The organism is Paenibacillus sp. J22P90 (assembly GCF_059692195.1).
On sequence record NZ_JCAUAY010000015.1, the window covers coordinates 1 to 19,434 of the forward strand.

Consider the following 19,434-nt stretch of genomic DNA (forward strand, 5'->3'; position numbering starts at 1 on the left):
TTTCATTATATCTTTGTCTTGATTCACTCATGGACAAACACCTCTTAGTTAATAGTTAAGATTATTATTAATTCTACACTAAGAGACGTCCACTTTTTATTCTAGGTGCAAGACGACCGTTATCATGCCATTGTCCATACATTTTATTAGCACGGGTATGTTCAATAAACTTGGTTAGTCGGTTCTGATATAACGTTTCATCGTTCCGCACGGATTGAATGTTGTCGAGCTTAATTCTCACGTAGAGGGCAGGCAAGCCTTGAAAATGGCGATAAAGCGCTTCGTCCTGACGTAATTGCGCTATGATCTCTTCATCGATGATAAAAGATTCGATAGTCATATCGGGCAATACTTGATAGCCTGCTTCTGTCATAAGGCCTAATTGATCTAACCTGCGGACGCGCTCTTTATTGAGCTCTGTCCAGTTACTCTTCTTTTTCCTGGGCGAAAATCGCTGAGCGGTTTGCGTTTCATTGAATTTTTTAACCGTGCTATCAATCCAGCCAAAACACAAGGCTTCTTCCACATAGTCTAAGTAACTATCCCCTTGACGTTCTATAGGAACTACCCAGCAATAGTCTTCCATGCGGTGAAACTCGCTGAGCCAATCGCGCCACTCTTGCCGCGTGTGAACGTGTACGATTTTATCTATGATCATTCGGGATTCCTCCAAGGTTTTATTACCATTATAACAAAACACACTGACAGCTATATGTCAGTGTGTTTTGTTGTTATATCAAGGCCGTGTCGAAAAATATTAAGTGTCCGCTACACCTGTGATTTTTGAGTCTAAGACTGCATATAGAGATCTTGATAAACGCGTCTTGGTTCATAAACAGGTAAATCATAGAAAATGTGCCGAAAAAGCGAACTATTTAAAACAATAAACTGATAAATGTTCGTTTTTTCAAATTGACATGGCACGTCAGTTGGTAGTAAACTAGGAAAGCGGGAAATGAATCCGCACTAATTGAAAATGTCGAATCAACTCGTATAAAATCAGGAATAAGGCCTGGAAGTATCTACCCAAAAACCATGAATTTTTGGACTACGAGGAAGCGAATGAGGGGAACCATAGGAAATGATGGTCTTTTTGCATTCGGTTCTTTTGCTGTCCAGCGTATAGAATCGTGAATTCTAGCTCTGGGCATTTTTATTTTTAAGGGTTTAATTATTTAGTTATATGAAGATTTTAAAAGTCGGCTTTAGAAAGAGGTTTGTGATGACGGTACGTGTTGGTGTTATTATGGGAAGCCAGTCGGATTGGGAAACGATGAAGCATGCTTGTGATATGTTGGACGAACTGGGTGTAGCGTATGAGAAGAAGGTCGTCTCCGCGCATCGAACACCGGATCTGATGTTTGAATATGCAGCATCAGCCATCGAACGTGGCCTACAAGTAATTATTGCCGGAGCAGGCGGGGCGGCGCATTTACCAGGAATGGTAGCGGCCAAAACAGAGCTTCCGGTTATTGGTGTTCCAGTTAAAACGTCTACATTGAATGGCATGGACTCTTTGCTCTCTATTGTACAAATGCCAGGTGGCATTCCGGTTGCTACGGTGGCCATCGGCCATGCAGGTGCAACGAACGCAGGCTTGCTCGCTGCGCAAATTCTGGGCGCTTTTGATCCGGAGATTCAAGCGAAAGTGAAAGCACGCCGCGCGCGCATCACGCAAACGGTGCTAGAAAGCAGTGACAATCTATGAGTGACACTTCCAGCGGTAAGGTGATTCAGCCAGGAGGCACAATCGGAATCCTAGGCGGCGGGCAATTAGGACGTATGCTTACACTAGCCGGACGCAACATGGGGTATCGCTTCGTGACGCTCGATCCGACGGAGGACGCGCCTTGCGGACAAGTCGCGACGCAGATTCAAGCGAACTTCGACGACGTGGAGGCAGCCAGAAGGCTTGCGGCACTTTCCGACGTGATCACGTACGAGTTCGAGAATGTCGACGCGCACGTCACCAACATCTTGATGGAAGAGTCCTATGTTCCACAAGGCAGTCATCTTTTATACACGACACAGCACCGTCTTCGTGAAAAGAGAGCGATTGAAGCGGCAGGCGTGCCAGTTGCGCCATACGCGGAAATCACGAGCGAGGCGGACCTTAGAGAAGCAGCAGAGCGCTTCGGTATACCGTGCGTGCTCAAAACCGCAACAGGCGGTTATGACGGCAAAGGGCAATGGGTGCTTCGCTCCTTAGATGAAGTCGCCGAAGCCTACGAAACGTTAAGCCGCGCCAAAACCGAGCTGGTGCTCGAACAATTCATTCATTTTGACAAGGAATTATCCGTCATTGCAGCTAGAAGTCCACGCGGCGAGGTAAAGGCATTTCCTGCTGCTGAAAATATACATGTTCATAATATTTTGCACGAGTCCATCGTACCGGCACGCATTCCAGTGCCAGTGCAGAAGGCAGCCGAAGAACTAGCGATCCGCATCGCGGAATCCCTTGGTGTGATCGGGCTGATTGCGGTTGAGCTGTTCCTGACGAAGGACGGTCAGCTATACGTCAATGAGCTTGCACCACGCCCGCACAATTCGGGGCATTACACGATGGAAGCTTGCCGCACCTCGCAGTTCGAGCAGCACGTTCGCGCGATCTGCAACCTGCCGCTCGGCTCCACGGAGCTGTTGACGCCGGTGGTCATGGTCAATTTGCTAGGTGAGCACATTGCGCCGCTGCATGATCGACTAGCGGAGCCAGGCTTCTTAGAGGAAGCATTAGGCGTCAGCGCGAAGCTTCATCTGTACGGTAAGAAAGAAGCGAAAGAAAAACGCAAAATGGGTCATATCAATCTTTTGACTGACGATGTTGAGAAAGCATTGACTTGGATAGAACAGGTAGGCATTTGGGAAAGTAAGTAAAAGAAACTCATTGGAGGAACGGAACATGATTGATCGTTATACACGCCCTGAGATGGCAAGCATTTGGACAGAACAGAATAAGTTTCAAGCGTACTTGGAAGTTGAAATTCTTTCTTGCGAGGCTTGGTCAGAGCTAGGCGTTATCCCGAAGGAAGATGTTAAGGTCATCCGCGAAAATGCAAGCTTCAACATCGACCGCATCTACGAAATTGAGCAAGAGACTCGCCATGACGTTATTGCTTTCACACGCGCTGTATCCGAGACACTAGGGCCTGAGCGCAAATGGGTTCACTACGGCTTAACTTCGACAGACGTTGTTGATACAGCAATGGGCTACTTGCTAAGACAAGCTAACGAAATTTTGGACAAAGACATCCAGAACTTTATTGAAATCCTTCGCAACAAAGCGATTGAACATAGAGATACAGCCATGATGGGTAGAACGCATGGTGTTCATGCAGAGCCAACGACGTTTGGTTTGAAAATGGCGCTATGGTACGAAGAAATGAAGCGTAACCTGGAGCGTTTCCGTACAGCCGCTAATGGCGTGCAATTCGGTAAAATCTCAGGAGCCGTAGGTACTTACGCGAACATCGATCCGTTCGTTGAGCAATATGTGTGCGAAAAGCTGGGCACATCGCCAGCTCCGATCTCCACGCAAACTTTGCAACGTGATCGTCACGCGGATTACATGGCGACGCTGGCACTAGTAGCTACGTCCTTGGATAAATTCGCGACAGAAATTCGCGCGCTTCAAAAGAGTGAGTTCCGCGAGGTGGAAGAGCCGTTTGCGAAAGGTCAAAAAGGTTCCTCCGCAATGCCGCACAAACGTAACCCGATCGGTTGCGAGAGCATTTCCGGTCTGTCCCGCGTCATTCGTGGACACATGGTTTCCGCTTACGAGAACGTGACGCTATGGCATGAGCGCGACATTTCGCACTCCTCCGTTGAGCGTATTATCCTTCCGGATTCGACGCAATTGTTGAACTACATGCTGAATCGTCTTGGCAACATCATCAAGAATTTGACGGTGTTCCCTGAAAATATGAAACGCAACATGCGCAGCACTTACGATGTTCCATTCTCCGGCCGCGTGATGACGAAGCTGATCGACAAAGGCTTTGCGCGTGAGCAAGCGTACGATACAGTACAGCCGAGAGCGATGCAAGCATGGGAAGAGCAACGCTCCTTCCGCGAAATCGTTGAGAACACATCGGTGATCACAGAAGTGTTAAGCCCAGAAGAAATCGCAGATTGCTTCGATCCTAGCTGGCATTTGAAACATGTAAGCACGATTTTTGACCGTCTTGGATTGAACTAGCACATATTTTGAAGGGGAAAGGGTGTGGAATTCGTGGCAAACGCAAACGTAATCTTGGATACAGCAGAAGAGATGATTAATGCACCTCTAGTGCATAAAGGTAAAGTACGTGAGCTGTATGATCTTGGCGATAGCTTTTTGATCGTGGTGACGGATCGCATTTCGGCTTTCGATTATATTCTGAAGCCTGGCGTTCCGGATAAAGGATATGTTTTGAATGCGTTGAGTAAGTACTGGTTCGGGATTACAAGCGGTTATATGAAAAATCACATCATCCATACGGACGTTGAGAAGCTGCAAGCGATCATTCCTAGCGCTGAGGATCGTGAAGTACTGAAAGAGCGTATCATTGTGGCGAAAAAAGCGGAGCGCATCTCCATCGAGTGCGTGGTTCGCGGTTACATCACGGGGAATGGCTGGAGACAGTACGAGAAAACCGGTGAAATTAACGGCATTAAATTACCAGAAGGCTTGCGTAAAAACGAGCGTCTGAGCGATCCGATTTTCACACCAGCAGCGAAAAATGATGTAGGTCACGATGAAGACATCTCCATTGACCAAATGATCGAGCTTGTTGGTGAAGAGCTAACGTACGCGCTGCAAGAGCGTAGCATTATGCTGTATGTGCTGGCGCATAGCATCTGCGAGCAAAAAGGCATCATTTTAGCTGATACAAAGTTTGAATTCGGCATCTATGCAGGTGAACTTATTATCATTGATGAGATCTTTACACCGGATTCTTCCCGTTATTGGTCACAAGAGAAATATGCCCTGGATATCGAGATCGATTCCATGGACAAAGAGCCTGTTCGCACGTACTTAGCGGGATCAGGTTGGGATAAAAATAGTGAGCCGGACGAACTTCCAGCCTCCGTTGTGGAAGAGACTTCGAACCGATATAAAGAAATTTTGAACCGCTTGGTTGATTAAAAATAACGCTGAGGAGCGATTTTACAATGAAAGCAACTGTCTATGTAACGATTAAACAGAACGTATTGGACGTGCAAGGAACTGCAGTCCAAGGAGCACTTCACTCCATGGGCTTCGAAGAAGTTGGCAAAGTGCGCATCGGTAAATATTTGGAGCTTGAGCTTGGCACAACAGACAGAGCAGAAGCAGAAGCACGCGTTAAAGCAATGTGCGAGAAGCTGCTTGCAAACACAGTAATCGAAGACTACCGCTACGAGTTGGCATAATAGACGAAGTAAGTTCTGCTAAAGCATTTTGAGGAGGAAGAAGTCATGAATTTTGCGGTTCTTGTGTTCCCGGGATCGAATTGCGATATCGACTTGTACAAAGCGATTGAAGATACAATTGGTCAACCAGTTGACTATGTATGGCATACGGACGGCGACTTGTCCAAATATGATTGTATCCTAGTACCAGGAGGATTCTCTTACGGGGATTACCTGCGTTGTGGAGCGATTGCTCAGTTTACGAATGTAATGAAGGCTGTCGTGAAGGCTGCGGAAGAAGGCAAGTACATTCTAGGTATTTGTAACGGATTCCAAGTGTTGACGGAAGCTCGTTTGCTGCCAGGCGCATTGCTGCGCAATAACGGCATGAAATTCCGCTGTCACCAAGCGGTTCTAAAAGTTGAGAACAACACAACGGCGTTCACACGTGATTATGCCGAAGGTGAATTGATCAACATTCCGATCGCGCACGGTGAAGGCAACTACTACTGTGACGAAGCTACACTAAAAGAATTGCAAGAAAACAACCAAATCGTGTTCCGTTATGAAGCGGGCAACAACCCGAACGGATCACTTGATGATATCGCAGGAATCAGTAACAAAGCAGGGAACGTTGTGGGTATGATGCCCCATCCAGAGCGCGCCATTCATGAGATTCTAGGCTCCGCAGACGGTAAGAAAATGTTCACATCAATTCTAAGTGCTTGGAGGGAAAAACATGACGCAGCAGCTATCCGCTAAGGAACCATCAGCAGAACAAATCGCGGAACAGAAAATCTACAAGCAAATGGGCGTAACCGACGAGGAGTTTGCGAAAATTTGTGGCTTCCTAGGACGTAATCCGAACTATGTGGAGATCGGCGTATTCAGCGTAATGTGGTCCGAGCATTGTTCTTATAAAAATTCCAAACCTGTTCTTCGTAAATTCCCAGTAACAGGACCTCGCGTTCTAATGGGACCTGGTGAAGGTGCAGGGATTGTAGATATCGGGGACAACCAAGCGGTTGTTTTCAAAATTGAAAGTCATAACCACCCTTCCGCAATCGAGCCTTACCAAGGCGCGGCGACAGGTGTGGGCGGTATTATTCGTGATATTTTCTCCATGGGCGCACGCCCAGTAGCGCTATTGAACTCTTTGCGCTTCGGTAAGCTGCAAAACGACCGCGTTAAGTACTTGTTCGAGCACGTTGTCTCCGGTATCGCAGGATACGGTAACTGTATCGGGATTCCGACAGTCGGCGGCGAAGTGATGTTCGACGAGAGCTACGAGGGGAACCCGCTCGTTAACGCAATGTGCGTGGGTCTTATCGACCACGACATGATCCAACGCGGTGTTGCCAAAGGTGTTGGCAACCCAGTCTTCTACGTAGGCCCGGCAACAGGCCGCGACGGTATCCACGGTGCGACATTCGCATCCGAGGAGCTGACAGCTGAATCCGAAGCGAAGCGTCCAGCGGTACAAGTTGGCGATCCGTTCATGGAAAAGCTAGTGCTAGAAGCTTGCTTAGAGTTAATCAATTCCGGCATCGTGCTCGGAATTCAAGATATGGGCGCAGCGGGACTTACATGTTCCTCCGCGGAGATGGCAAGTAAAGCAGGTAACGGCATGGAGCTGTACCTGGATGAAGTACCACAACGCGAAGAAGGCATGACAGCGTATGAAATGATGCTGTCCGAGTCCCAAGAGCGTATGCTTTTCGTTGTTGAGCCGAAGCATGAGGCGCAAGCTAAAGGCATTTTCGAGCGCTGGGGCTTGCACTGCGCGAAAGTCGGTAAGGTAACCGACGATGGTTACCTGAAATTGATCCACCACGGTGAAGTCGTGGGGAACATGCCTGTAGGCGCACTCGTGGACGAGTGCCCGGTTTACAATAAGCCGAGCAAAGTGCCGGCTTACTACGAAGCAGGCGCAGCGGTAGATACGACTCGTTACGAGGAAGTCGTGAAGTTGACGGATGCGCTGAAATCCGTACTCGCGTCCCCGACGGTAGCGAGCAAAGAGTGGGTTTACAACCAGTACGACTACATGGTTCGTACTGAAACAGCTGTGCGTCCAGGTTCCGACGCAGCTGTTGTAACGATCCGCGGCACGCGCAAAGGTCTTGCGATGACAACGGATTGTAACGGACGCTATGTATACCTAGACCCAGAAGTGGGCGGACGTATCGCAGTTTCCGAAGCAGCGCGTAACATCGTTTGTTCCGGTGCTGAGCCGCTTGCCGTGACGGATAACTTGAACTTCGGTTCCCCGGACAAGCCTGAAATCTTCTGGCAGTTGGAGAAATCCACGGACGGTATGGCAGAAGCTTGCCGCTTCTTGGATACGCCGGTTATCGGCGGTAACGTTTCGTTGTACAACGAGAACGCTAAAGGCGCGATTTACCCGACGCCGGTTATCGGGATGGTTGGTCTTGTTCATGACACGGACCACATCACGACGCAACACTTCAAAAACGAAGGCGACATCATTATCCTGCTAGGCGAGACGAAAGCTGAGCTCGGCGGCAGCGAATTCCAATACGTGATTCACGGTGTTACAGAAGGCCGTCCTCCTGAGTTGGACTTGGCTACTGAGAAACGCCTGCAAAACGCAGTGTTAAAAGCGATTCAAGAAGGTCTTGTTGCTTCTGCGCATGACTTGTCTGAAGGCGGTTTGGCTGTAGCATTAGCAGAAAGCTGCATCAGCGGAAACATCGGCGCAGAAGTTAATGTAGCTTCTGATCTACGTCCTGACTTCGCTTTGTTCAGCGAAACGCAATCCCGTATCATTCTGAGTGCTACACCAGAAAAAGCGGATGCTCTGAAACACTGGATCGCTTCCCAAGGCGTTCCTTATCAAGAAATCGGAAAAGTAACAGGTTCTTATCTAACTGTGAAAATCAATGACGAACAGCGTCTCCAGTCTCCTGTAAGCGAGCTGGCGAAGGTCTGGAAGGATGCGATTCCATGTCTAATGGCATAAAGCAATCCAAGGCCCTGAAGCTTCCTGAGGCTCCACTTGTACAACTTGATGGAGGTCAGCACGAGCTTTGGACAGGTGACTACTACAACGAAGGTATTGGCGGCCAAGGCGGATTGTTCGATAAGCTGAATGAAGAGTGCGGGGTGTTCGGGGTGTACGGTCATCTCGACGCTTCCTCCCTGTGCTACTACGGGCTGCATGCCCTTCAGCATCGTGGACAGGAAAGTGCCGGCATCTGTACGGTGGATGGTGGCAAGTTTAATTATTATCGCGGTATGGGACTGGCTAAAGAGGTATTTACGAACGAGAATTTGCATCCTCTTACGGGCTCAACAGCTATCGCGCACGTGCGTTATTCCACAGCAGGTGAGAGCAAGCTGGCGAATGCACAGCCGCTTGTTTTCAAATACCGTGAGGGCGATCTCGCGATCGCGACGAATGGGAACCTTGATAATGCAAATATTATCAAGCGTGAGTTGGAGCGTAAGGGTTCCATTTTCCAAACGACAAGTGATACCGAAGTTATGGCGCATCTGATTGCTCGTTCTGAGCATGATGATATCGTTGATGCCGTGAAAGATGCGATGAATCAAGTCATCGGCGGCTTCGCTTTCCTCATTATCACCAAAGATAAATTGATTGCAGCGCTTGATCCAAACGGCTTGCGTCCATTCATGATCGGTCGTCTCGGTGAAGCTTACTTGTTCGCATCAGAGAGCTGTGCGTTTGATGCCGTTGGCGCAACGTATTTCCGTGATGTGCAGCCAGGTGAAATCATTGTCATCGATCGTGATGGATTCCGTTCTGAGCAGTTTACAGAGGGCGGCAAGCGCGCGATCTGTGCGATGGAATACATCTACTTCGCTCGTCCGGACAGCGACATCGATACCGTCAATATTCACTCCGCTCGTAAACGGATGGGTAAACGTCTGGCGATGGAAGCTTTCGTCGATGCAGATGTGGTGACAGGCGTACCGGATTCCAGTATTTCGGCAGCGATTGGCTTTGCAGAGCAAACGGGTATTCCTTATGAGCTGGGGCTGATCAAGAACCGCTATACAGGCCGTACGTTCATCATTCCAAGCCAAGAGCTTCGTGAGCAAGGGGTTAAAATGAAGCTGAGCGCCGTTCGCAAGGTGGTCGAAGGCAAGCGTGTCGTCATGATCGATGACTCCATCGTTCGTGGAACAACGTCACTACGCATCGTCAACCTGCTTCGTGAAGCAGGGGCAACGGAAGTTCATGTGCGGATTTCTTCGCCGCCATTTATGAACCCGTGCTACTACGGAATTGATACACCGGACCGCAAAGAGCTTATCGCGGCGATGAATTCGATCGAAGAGATTCGCAAGGCGATCAATGCGGATTCGCTTCATTTTTTAACCAAGGATGGACTGTTAGATTCAATCGGTCAAGGCTCCGCAGGCAAGGAAAGCGGATATTGTACAGCTTGTTTCGATAACAGCTATCCAACTGAGATTGTTGATGTGACTAAGGTTGGCTGTGCGTGTGATTGATTGAAAGATAGAGAGAAAACGGGGGTCTAGCGACCTCCCCCATATATAGACAAACTAAGGAGTGTTGGTCAGTGTCGGATGCTTATAAAAAGGCTGGCGTCGATATCGCGGCGGGGAACGAAGCAGTAGAACGTATGAAAAAGCACGTGAAACGGACTTACCGTCCTGAAGTGTTAACGGATCTCGGAGGCTTCGGCGGGCTGTTCAGCTTGAACAAAGACAAGTATGAGGAGCCTGTACTCGTATCGGGTACGGACGGCGTGGGCACGAAGCTGAAGATTGCTTTTGCCATGGACAAGCATGATACGATTGGGATCGACGCGGTCGCAATGTGCGTGAACGATATTATCGTTCAAGGCGCGGAGCCATTGTTCTTCCTAGACTATCTAGCTTGTGACAAAGTCATTCCAGAAAAAATTGAAGCGATTATTAAAGGGATCGCTGACGGTTGTGCGCAGTCTGGCTGCTCATTGATCGGTGGCGAAACGGCGGAAATGCCGGGCATGTATGCTGAAGGGGAGTATGACATTGCTGGCTTTACGGTTGGAATCGTCGACAAGAAAAAGATCATCGACGGAACAACGATCCGTCCTGGAGATGTCGTGCTGGGACTAGCTTCAAGCGGCGTACACAGCAACGGGTTCTCGCTTGTGCGTAAGCTTTTGCTAGAAGATAACGGATATACGCTTCAAGGGCATGTTGATGAGCTTGGCGACAAGCTTGGTAACGTGTTGCTTGAGCCAACGAAGCTGTATGTGAAGCCAGTTTTGGCTATGTTGGAAGACGTAGCGATCAAAGGGATGGCGCACATTACAGGCGGCGGTTTCATCGAAAATATTCCGCGGGTTCTGCCTGATGGCGTGAACGTGGACATTCAATACGGATCATGGCCGATCCTTCCGATTTTCTCCTTGATGCAGCGTGTGGGCAACATCACGAACAATGATATGTTCCGTACGTTCAATATGGGTATCGGAATGGTTGTGATCGTGGCTGCTGACGATGCAGAGAAAGCTATTGCTGCAGCGGAAGCGCAAGGCGAAAAAGCATATCGTTTAGGCGTTGTAACAGAAGGCGAGCGTGTAGTTACGTTCCAAGGAGCTGACGTGTAATGCAGCCTTATCGCATTGCGGTGATGGCTTCAGGCAGCGGCTCGAATTTCCAGGCTATTGTGGATCAGGTACAGAAGGGGAAGCTTGATGTTAGCATCGAGCTTCTTGTCTGTGATCGCCCACAGGCGTTCGTCGTTGAACGAGCTAAGGAAGCGAAGGTGCCTGTCTTTGCCTTCAACCCGAAGGAATACGAAAGCCGTGAGGCGTATGAGACGCTTGTGCTGAAAGAGCTGCAGGATCGTAAGGTCGATCTGGTTGTAATGGCAGGGTACATGCGAATTATTACGAATGTGCTGGTTGAGCCGTTTTTTGGGCGGATGATTAATATTCATCCATCGTTGTTACCGTCGTTTCCCGGCGTGCGCGCAGTGGAACAGGCTGTCGAGTACGGCGTGAAGCAGACGGGCGTCACGGTGCATTTTGTCGATGGCGGGCTGGACTCCGGCCCGATCATTGCGCAGCGTGCCGTGGAGATCCACGAGCACGAGACGGCCGATTCGCTCACGGAGCGAATCCATGCGGCTGAGCACGTGCTGCTGCCGCAGGTTGTGCGGTGGCTGCGCGAGGGCCGCGTGAGCCTGGACGGCCGCAGGGTTAGCGTGCGGAAGTAGGGTTTAAAGTTTCGTTTGCGCGTGTTTTGCGCGCATTTGTAACGCACTTATTTATTTTCTGATTCATATACAATCCCATTCCCTAAGGAGGAAGCATAGTGGCAATCAAAAGAGCACTGATCTCCGTTTTCGATAAAACGGGCATCGTTGAATTCGCGAGCGAGCTGTCGAAGCTAGGCGTCGAGATCATTTCCACAGGCGGTACGCTTAGTTTGTTAAAGGATAAAGGGGTACCGGTTATCGGTATTTCCGAGGTTACAGGGTTCCCAGAAATCATGGACGGCCGTGTGAAAACACTTCACCCGAACGTACATGGCGGACTTCTGGCTGTTCGCGACAACGAGGAGCACCAAGCAAGCATGAAAGAGCTTGGCCTTGAGTACATCGACCTGGTTGTTGTGAATTTGTATCCTTTTGCAGAGACGATTGCTAAGCCTGACGTGACTTACGAAGATGCGATCGAGAACATCGATATCGGTGGACCTACCATGCTTCGTTCCGCAGCGAAAAACCATGCTTTCGTTTCCGTTATCGTGGACACGAACGACTATGCGAAAGTGTTGGAAGAAGTGCAAGAGACTGGCGACACTACACTTGCGACGCGTAAACGTCTTGCAGCAAAAGTGTTCCGTCACACAGGCGCTTACGATGCTTTGATCGGCGATTATTTGACTGGCCTCCAAGGCGAGCCTTACCCAGAGCGTTACACCGTAACGTATGAAAAAATGCAAGAGCTTCGCTACGGCGAGAACCCGCACCAAAGCGCAGCTTTCTACCGTACGCCGAATGCAGCTGCTGGCAACATCACAACGGCTGAACAATTACACGGTAAGGAATTATCGTACAACAATATTAATGACGCGAACACAGCGCTTCAAATCGTAAAAGAGTTCAGTGAGCCTGCGGTTGTTGCCGTGAAGCACATGAACCCTTGCGGCGTAGGTATCGGTAGGAACGTGCTGGAAGCTTACACCAAAGCGTACAATGCTGACCCGACTTCCATCTTCGGTGGGATCGTAGCTGCGAACCGTGCGATTGACGAAGCGACAGCACAATTGCTGCATGAGATTTTCTTGGAAATCGTCATCGCGCCAGACTTTACACCAGAAGCACTTGAGATTCTGGCTAAAAAGAAAAACATCCGCCTACTCAAAGTAGCCGGTTTGGATACCATTGCTGGACGCGAGTCCCAGCCAGTGATTACAACAGTTGAAGGCGGCATGCTGGTGCAAGCAAGCGACGCTTACCAACTGACAGAAGCAGATCTGAAAGTCGTTTCCGAGCGTCAACCGACAGCGGAAGAGATGAAGCAACTTCTTTTCGCATGGAAAGTAGTTAAGCACGTTAAATCTAACGCTATCGTACTTGTAGCTGATGATATGACTGTGGGCGTAGGCGCGGGTCAAATGAACCGTGTTGGCGCAGCGAAAATCGCGATCGAGCAAGCTGGCGAGAAGTCGAAAGGCTCCGTTCTTTCGTCCGATGCGTTCTTCCCGATGGGCGATACACTCGAAATGGCAGCAAAAGCAGGCATCACTGCGGTGATTCAGCCAGGCGGCTCCATCAAAGACGAAGAATCCATTCGTGTTGCGAACGAAAATGGCATTGCGATGGTCATGACAGGCGTTCGTCACTTTAAACACTAAAACAATTGAGAATGCTCACGTTTCGTAAGTGGACCGTGGGCATTCCCCATGAGAGGGGTTTCCACAAATGCGTGTATTAGTTATTGGACGTGGCGGACGCGAGCATGCCATTGTATGGGCATTGAGCAAAAGCCCGAAAATCAGCAAACTGTTCTGCGCACCAGGAAACGGCGGTATTGCTGGCTTAGCTGAATGCGTGCCGATCACGGAGCTTCAGTTCGAAGAAATCAGCACATTTGCGAAGGAGCAAGCGATTGACTTGGTTATGGTTGCGCCTGATGATCCGTTAGCGGCAGGTTTGGTTGATCATTTGGAGTCAAAAGGGATCGCAGCATTTGGCCCTCGTGCCAATGCAGCGATAATTGAAGGCAGCAAGGTGTTTATGAAGCAGCTGCTTAAAAAATACAGCATCCCTACGGCAGCTTACGAGTCATTCGACGCGTACGAGCCGGCACTTGCTTACTTGCGCTCGCAAACAGCGCCAATCGTTATCAAAGCTGATGGCTTAGCCGCTGGTAAAGGTGTTACGGTAGCTCAAACGATGGAAGAAGCGGAAGCTGCGCTGAAAGACATCATGGTGGGTCAGGTGTTTGGGGCATCGGCAGGCGCAAGCGTCGTGATCGAGGAGTTCCTGACAGGACAAGAAATGTCCTTGCTGGCATTCGTTGATGGTTCGACAGTGCGTTTGATGGTGCCTTCTCAGGATCATAAGCCGGTTTTTGATAACGATAAAGGACCGAATACAGGCGGTATGGGAACGTATTCCCCACTTCCACATATTCCAGAGTCCATCGTTCAAGAAGCACTTGTGAACATCGTTCAGCCAACGGCAGATGCGATGGTGGCAGAAGGCCGTCCGTTCAAAGGCGTGCTGTATGCGGGTCTGATTTTGACTCCGAACGGTGTGAAAACGATTGAGTTCAATGCGCGCTTCGGTGATCCGGAGACGCAGGTGATTTTGCCGCGATTGAAAACGGATTTGCTGGATATTTTCCTCGCGATCAACAACGGTACGTTGGCTGAGCAGCCGATTGAGTGGAGCGAACAAGCCGCAGTATGCGTCATCGTTGCTTCACCAGGATACCCTGGACCGTATCCGAAAGGATTGCCGATTACTGGCTTAGATCAAGTGCAGGATGCCCTTGTGTTCCACGCGGGTACAGCAGTTGATGAGAACGGGCAAATCGTTACCAACGGTGGACGTGTGCTTGGGATCACGGGCCTCGGCAAGGACATCGTAGAAGCTCGTCAGAAGGCTTATGCGGATGCGGATCGGATTCATTTTGAGGGTAAGCATTACCGGACGGATATTGCAATGAAGGCATTGAGATAGGTTTGTAAGAACAACAAAAAACACAGTCCTCTTAGAAGCGATTACCCAATTGGGGGCTTGCGTAGGGGGCTGTGTTTTTTTCATAGCGGTAAGGGAGAGATTGAGTTGTGGAGCGTATACCCGAAAGGGAATGCGTCAGTGTTGGCGAATAAATGGATTTTCTACAGGTAATGTAGTGAAATTCGCTCATTTTCGGTGACTAGATGGATTTCTTCCAGTTAATTTAAGGGATTACTTGCAGAATGAAGAAAATGGGCAGAAATAGCTGTATATTTTCCATCTAAGTCCGATAATAAGAGAAAAGGTGCAGAAATAGCTGGAGGTTTTCCAGTTACTTCTTATCCCAACCCCGAATATACTTGCTTCTGCCCTTATAGACGAAAAAGCACGCCAGTAAGGCGAGAACGACTAAGGATATGGACAACCAATGATCCGTGATATATTGCCAAAATGTCTGCATAGCGGGACCTCCCAAATGTGGAGAAGCATGGTAGTGTTAGTTTCGTGAAAGTTTGGCGTTTTTATACGAAATAGAGAGAAAAGGGGAATCGTTGGATGTGTTTTAAAAGAATGCTGCAACTCGCTGTGGTCATAACGCTAGTTGGTGTATTGGCTGGATGTGGGGAGAAGCAGCAGGAGGCTGCGGCTTCGCCTACGGCGGAGGTCACGCCCCCTGTAACAGTTGAGGTTTCGGCTGCGACACCAGTAGTTCAAGCGATAGCTACGGCTGCTCCAACACCTATGCCGACACCGACACCGGTGGTGACTCCAACACCGGTAGTAACGCAGCCTAAGGCGGCTGAACCAACCGTGGCTCCTAGGAAAAACCAGAGCAACAAGCTCGTGATGATCGATCCCGGGCATCAACGTGTTGGTAATAACGCGCCTGAGCAGGTCGGGCCGGATACGCGAGAAACGAAAGCGAAGGTTAGCTCAGGAACTGTCGGCGTACGAACGAAGAAACCAGAGTATGTGCTTAATCTGGAGGTATCCATGCTGCTGAAAGCAGAGCTAGCTCGGCGGGGGATCAATGTTGTGATGACGCGTGAGACGCATGACGTGGATATCAGCAACAAGCAGCGTGCAGATATGGCGAATGAGGCCGGTGCAGCATTGGTTGTAAGGATTCACGCGGATGGCGATGCCTCGGCGAGTACGAAGGGGTTTTCGGTGTTGTATCCGTCAGCGGGACAACCGGCTGTTAAGCCCATTGCTGCTGAAAGCAAGCAAGCGGCTGGGTATTTATTAGCTGGCTTGCAGCAAGCAACAGGCTCGAAGGGTCGAGGTCTGTCGGCACGCGACGACCTTAGCGGCTTTAACTGGTCAAAGGTGCCCGTGGCACTTGTTGAGCTAGGGTTTATGACCAATCCCGAAGAGGACGAGCTCATGTCAGAGGCGGCTTATCAACAGAAGCTGGCGGCAGGGATCGCGGATGGGATTGAGCAGTTTTTGAACGGTAAGGGATAGAGACGAGGCGCCGAAGGTTTTATTTTCACAGATTCGAGAATAATGTAGATAATTGGCATTGCATTGTGTGGGAGGAGGTGTTGCTATGTTGCCGGCATTTTTTATTGCGCATGGCTCACCGAGCTTGGCGATTGAGCAGCATGCGTATACGGAGTTTTTGCAGAGACTTGCGATGTCGATACCGACGCCTAAGGCCATTGTTTTGTTTAGTGCCCATTGGGAAAGCCCCGTGCAGAAGATTAGCTCAGCCATCGAACCGGAGATGATGTATGATTTCTCAGGCTTCTCGGAAGAACTTTATGACATTAACTATCCGGCAAAAGGGGATCTTCCCCTAAGCTTGCATATACAGCAGCTTTTTCAGCAAGAGGGGATACGCTGTGAGCTCAATGATAGGCGCGGCTTGGATCATGGCGCCTGGGCGCCTCTCTCCATTATGTATCCCGATGCGCAGATTCCAGTCGTGACGCTGTCGGTTAACCCGCGGCTAACACCGGAGGAGCATTATCGGATTGGCGCTGCGCTAAGCCCCTTGCGGGAAGAGCAGGTGCTAATCATTGGCAGCGGCGGAACGGTGCACAATCTGCAGAAATTAGACCATAACAATCCAGTGCCGCAGCTGTGGGCCGTGGAGTTTGACGAGTGGCTGGCGGAGCAGCTAGAAACGTGGAATTTGGAGGCTCTGATTCGCTACGACGAAAGAGCGCCGCATGCGCGGGAGGCGGTGCCGACGCCGGAGCATTTTGCGCCGTTGTTGATCGCGCTCGGAGCGGGCGATGCTACACGGAGCGCGAAGCTGCTGCACCATAGCTTTCAGATGGGCAGCCTGAGCTTGTGCTGTTGGATGTTCGGCGGCGTAAGCTTGCGCAAGAAGGATATTTAGGCTGAGGCGGTGGCCACTCAATCCAGGAACCGTCCCTTATGCTCCGGCTTAGGCAGCATGCAATGCTCGGTCTTGCCGAACCAGCGATAGCGGTTGCGCGCAACGAAGCTGTATCCGAGGTTGCGGAGCGGAGCCGGGATCACGATGGCCGCATAGGCGAGTGGCCAAGCGCCCCGCAAACGCCGTGCAATACGCAGGGCAGCCGAGCTGCGCGTATAAGCGCGATCCCCTTCGATTAGCACAATGGTGCTTAATCGATCTAGGGGCATTTTGTGCTGGGCAAGCAGTCGCTGTCCAGTTTCGGACTGGAGAGTAGCGAAGTGAAAGAAGCCCTTCGGGTCGTTTCGCAGGATGAACTGCACGCTGCTACTGCAGAGCAGGCAAACACCATCGAATAAAATGACAGCGTGATGTTCGGTCGTTTTGGGCATAAGATTCTCCTCCGTGCTGCGTGCTATTACTCTATTTTAAGTATACCTCAATGTAGTTTTCCAAGTTAGGGTGTTGGTGCTACAATATGAGGATAAAGTGAATATGTAAGCGATTCAGCTCAGAAAAGAGGCAACTCATGGATAGTAATATGATTTTTAATATCGTGGCACTTGGTTTTATCGTTTGGTTTTTCTATTCCCGTTTTGCAGGTGTGAAGGGGCTGCGCAATCTGACCTCAGAGCAATTTCAGGAAGGCATGGCAGCGGACAAGCATGTGCTTATTGATGTGCGCGAGCCTGGTGAATTGAAGCAAGGCTACATTCCGGGTGCGGTGAATATTCCTTTGTCCTCGATGGGGAAACGATTGAGCGAGATTCCGAAGGATCGTCAGATTTATCTATATTGCCGAAGTGGCATGAGGAGCAAGCAGGCGGCGAGAGTTCTCCGGAGAAACGGCTTTGGCGAGCTGTCCCATCTGAAGGGCGGCATCATGAGCTGGAGAGGGAAGCAAACGCAATAAGTGGTTGCGAAAAGAGGGTGTCCGAAAAGCCATGTAGATGGCGGGGGGCGCTCTTTTTTGCCTCGTGGGAGAGGGTGGTGTGCGGGGTGCGGGAATGCAAAAGTGCAAATGTACAACCTTTGATATCGAGTTGACCTCTCGATCTGAAATGCGTGCAAAAGTGCAACAATTTCGGCTGGTATTCCGCATATGGTACCTTTTCGGCCCAAAAGGATGCTCTTTTGCACTAATTTAGCTAAATTCAGCCCATTTCGCTAAAAAAGGATGCTCTTTCGCATCTTTGCCCCCGGTCACAGCCTCAATTGGTCTTACAATGGGTGTAGATACTGCCCATTTCCTCTTAGACTTCTACATTTCATGCCTCTAGCATATACATTTCATAGTTCGATAGTCCACGAGAAGAAGAGGTGCAGCCCCCTTGAAAACATTGCCGTTAATTCGTAAAAAGTCGCTTACCACATGGCTCATACTTGGATGCTCTGTCCTGACCCTTGCAGGTTGCAGTGATACAACGTCCGTTATAGTAACTGCTAGCCCGGAAACCGTCCCTGTGACTGCTTCGGCCACAACAACGCCTGCGACACAGCCTGCAACGCCAACGGTGGAAGCGCAGCTTCCTTATAAATTCCCGTTAACCGGCTTGCCCACCGATCACGAGGTGAAGACTCGTCCCTACATGGTCATGGTCGAAAATGCCCCGCAAGCCCGGCCCCAAACCGGCCTCGACCAGGCAGACATCGTCTATGAGATCCTAGCCGAGGGCGAGATTACTAGATTCGTTTCCGTGTTTCAGAGCCAAGCTGCTGGAGCGATTGGCCCTGTGCGTAGCATTCGGCCTTATTTTGTGGAGATTGGCGACGCGTTGGATGCGATTATCGTACATGCTGGCTGGAGTCAGGATGCGATGGATATGATGGCCGGCCGCAATCTGGCCCATCTCGATGAAGTGTATGGCGACGGCGCCTACTATTGGCGCTCCACCGACCGTAAGGCACCGCACAACCTATATACCTCTGTGGATAAAATGAAAAAAGGTGCCGAGGCGCGCAAGTTCCGCACCGAGTGGAACGGGCCTTTGCTCACGTTCGCCAAGGCAGGTCAAAGCAAACTCACGGGCGCAGCCGTGCATTATATTCAAATCCCCTACCTCATGGGGTATTTTGCTTCCTATGACTACGATGCTGCAAAAGGTGTCTACATGCGCTTGATGGAAGGTAAACCGCATCTCGACAAGGAAACTGGTAAACAGCTGCAGACGAAAAATTTGCTTGTCCTAGAGAGCAAGCATCAGATCATTGATAAAGAGGGACGTCGCATCGTCGATGTGTTCGGGCCGAACAAGGGCATGATCTTCCAAGAAGGCCTGTCCCAAGCGATCACATGGGAACGCAAAAACGGCATGCTCCGCGCCTACGCCAGCGATGGCAAGGAAGTGCCGCTGCTGCCGGGCAACACGTGGGTGCAGATCGTGCCGGAGGGCACGAAGTTGAAGGTGGAGTAGTTATATCGCGCAGCATATGAAAATAGACTAATTAGCGGGAGGTAGGTTCTCCCGCTAAT

At 50.0% G+C, this 19,434-nt stretch carries 19 protein-coding genes and 1 riboswitch; of the genes, 16 read left to right on the forward strand and 3 right to left on the reverse strand.

The genetic code is table 11. The features are described from left to right. Window positions 1-73: 73 nt before the first annotated feature. Window positions 74-658: a YdeI/OmpD-associated family protein gene (locus AC58UX_RS30545; RefSeq protein ID WP_497259854.1), complete on the reverse strand. Its 585-nt coding sequence runs from the start codon at window positions 656-658 to the stop codon at window positions 74-76. Between the two features lie 311 nt (window positions 659-969). After that, window positions 970-1,071: riboswitch (purine riboswitch) on the forward strand. Between the two features lie 151 nt (window positions 1,072-1,222). On the opposite strand from AC58UX_RS30545, the gene purE reads away from it, so the two are divergent. From purE to purD, 12 genes are all read left to right on the forward strand, one after another. Beyond that, a complete protein-coding gene (gene purE, locus AC58UX_RS30550) occupies window positions 1,223-1,708 on the forward strand; it encodes a 5-(carboxyamino)imidazole ribonucleotide mutase (protein WP_497259855.1) in 486 nt (161 codons plus the stop codon). Continuing rightward, window positions 1,705-2,874: a 5-(carboxyamino)imidazole ribonucleotide synthase gene (gene purK / locus AC58UX_RS30555; RefSeq protein WP_497259856.1), complete on the forward strand. Its 1,170-nt coding sequence runs from the start codon at window positions 1,705-1,707 to the stop codon at window positions 2,872-2,874. Before purE ends, purK begins: the two co-directional genes overlap by 4 nt. Before the next feature lie 25 nt (window positions 2,875-2,899). Then, a complete protein-coding gene (purB, locus tag AC58UX_RS30560; protein WP_497259857.1) occupies window positions 2,900-4,195 on the forward strand; it encodes an adenylosuccinate lyase in 1,296 nt (431 codons plus the stop codon). A 72-nt stretch (window positions 4,196-4,267) separates the two neighbouring features. Further along, window positions 4,268-5,125, forward strand: coding sequence for a phosphoribosylaminoimidazolesuccinocarboxamide synthase (locus AC58UX_RS30565; protein WP_497259919.1), 858 nt, complete (start codon window positions 4,268-4,270; stop codon window positions 5,123-5,125). A gap of 26 nt (window positions 5,126-5,151) precedes the next feature. After that, entirely contained in the window at window positions 5,152-5,391 is a 240-nt protein-coding gene (gene purS, locus AC58UX_RS30570) for a phosphoribosylformylglycinamidine synthase subunit PurS (RefSeq protein WP_497259858.1), read from the forward strand. 45 nt (window positions 5,392-5,436) lie between these two features. Next, window positions 5,437-6,132, forward strand: coding sequence for a phosphoribosylformylglycinamidine synthase subunit PurQ (purQ, locus tag AC58UX_RS30575; RefSeq protein WP_028556673.1), 696 nt, complete (start codon window positions 5,437-5,439; stop codon window positions 6,130-6,132). Continuing rightward, entirely contained in the window at window positions 6,110-8,353 is a 2,244-nt protein-coding gene (gene purL, locus AC58UX_RS30580) for a phosphoribosylformylglycinamidine synthase subunit PurL (RefSeq protein WP_497259859.1), read from the forward strand. The genes purQ and purL overlap by 23 nt, the downstream gene beginning before the upstream one ends. Beyond that, window positions 8,338-9,870, forward strand: a complete 1,533-nt coding sequence (purF, locus tag AC58UX_RS30585) for an amidophosphoribosyltransferase (RefSeq protein ID WP_497259860.1) — start codon at window positions 8,338-8,340, stop codon at window positions 9,868-9,870. The genes purL and purF overlap by 16 nt, the downstream gene beginning before the upstream one ends. 71 nt (window positions 9,871-9,941) lie before the next feature. Then, complete coding sequence (gene purM, locus AC58UX_RS30590; protein WP_497259861.1) at window positions 9,942-10,982, forward strand: phosphoribosylformylglycinamidine cyclo-ligase; 1,041 nt, start codon at window positions 9,942-9,944, stop codon at window positions 10,980-10,982. After that, the gene (purN, locus tag AC58UX_RS30595) at window positions 10,982-11,593 is read left to right on the forward strand and encodes a phosphoribosylglycinamide formyltransferase (protein ID WP_497259862.1); all 612 of its coding nucleotides are present in this window, start codon (window positions 10,982-10,984) and stop codon (window positions 11,591-11,593) included. Before purM ends, purN begins: the two co-directional genes overlap by 1 nt. Before the next feature lie 98 nt (window positions 11,594-11,691). After that, window positions 11,692-13,239: a bifunctional phosphoribosylaminoimidazolecarboxamide formyltransferase/IMP cyclohydrolase gene (purH, locus tag AC58UX_RS30600; RefSeq protein WP_497259863.1), complete on the forward strand. Its 1,548-nt coding sequence runs from the start codon at window positions 11,692-11,694 to the stop codon at window positions 13,237-13,239. 67 nt (window positions 13,240-13,306) lie between these two features. Next, window positions 13,307-14,572 (forward strand): phosphoribosylamine--glycine ligase, encoded by a 1,266-nt coding sequence (purD, locus tag AC58UX_RS30605; protein ID WP_497259864.1) that lies wholly within the window; start codon window positions 13,307-13,309, stop codon window positions 14,570-14,572. A gap of 331 nt (window positions 14,573-14,903) precedes the next feature. Here purD and AC58UX_RS30610 read toward each other — a convergent pair whose 3' ends face one another. Further along, window positions 14,904-15,032 (reverse strand): hypothetical protein, encoded by a 129-nt coding sequence (locus AC58UX_RS30610; RefSeq protein WP_497259865.1) that lies wholly within the window; start codon window positions 15,030-15,032, stop codon window positions 14,904-14,906. 95 nt (window positions 15,033-15,127) lie between these two features. Between AC58UX_RS30610 and AC58UX_RS30615 the strand changes: the two genes are divergently transcribed. Beyond that, window positions 15,128-16,039 carry an N-acetylmuramoyl-L-alanine amidase family protein gene (locus AC58UX_RS30615; protein WP_497259866.1) on the forward strand — a complete coding sequence of 304 codons (912 nt, stop codon included), beginning with the start codon at window positions 15,128-15,130 and terminating at the stop codon, window positions 16,037-16,039. An 85-nt stretch (window positions 16,040-16,124) separates the two neighbouring features. Continuing rightward, complete coding sequence (locus tag AC58UX_RS30620) at window positions 16,125-16,922, forward strand: DODA-type extradiol aromatic ring-opening family dioxygenase (protein WP_497259867.1); 798 nt, start codon at window positions 16,125-16,127, stop codon at window positions 16,920-16,922. A gap of 17 nt (window positions 16,923-16,939) precedes the next feature. Here AC58UX_RS30620 and AC58UX_RS30625 read toward each other — a convergent pair whose 3' ends face one another. Beyond that, the gene (locus tag AC58UX_RS30625) at window positions 16,940-17,353 is read right to left on the reverse strand and encodes a thiol-disulfide oxidoreductase DCC family protein (RefSeq protein ID WP_497259868.1); all 414 of its coding nucleotides are present in this window, start codon (window positions 17,351-17,353) and stop codon (window positions 16,940-16,942) included. 137 nt (window positions 17,354-17,490) lie between these two features. Between AC58UX_RS30625 and AC58UX_RS30630 the strand changes: the two genes are divergently transcribed. Both AC58UX_RS30630 and AC58UX_RS30635 read left to right on the forward strand, forming a co-directional pair. Further along, complete coding sequence (locus AC58UX_RS30630) at window positions 17,491-17,874, forward strand: rhodanese-like domain-containing protein (protein WP_497259869.1); 384 nt, start codon at window positions 17,491-17,493, stop codon at window positions 17,872-17,874. 418 nt (window positions 17,875-18,292) lie between these two features. Continuing rightward, window positions 18,293-19,375: a DUF3048 domain-containing protein gene (locus AC58UX_RS30635; RefSeq protein WP_497259870.1), complete on the forward strand. Its 1,083-nt coding sequence runs from the start codon at window positions 18,293-18,295 to the stop codon at window positions 19,373-19,375. Window positions 19,376-19,434: the final 59 nt, after the last annotated feature.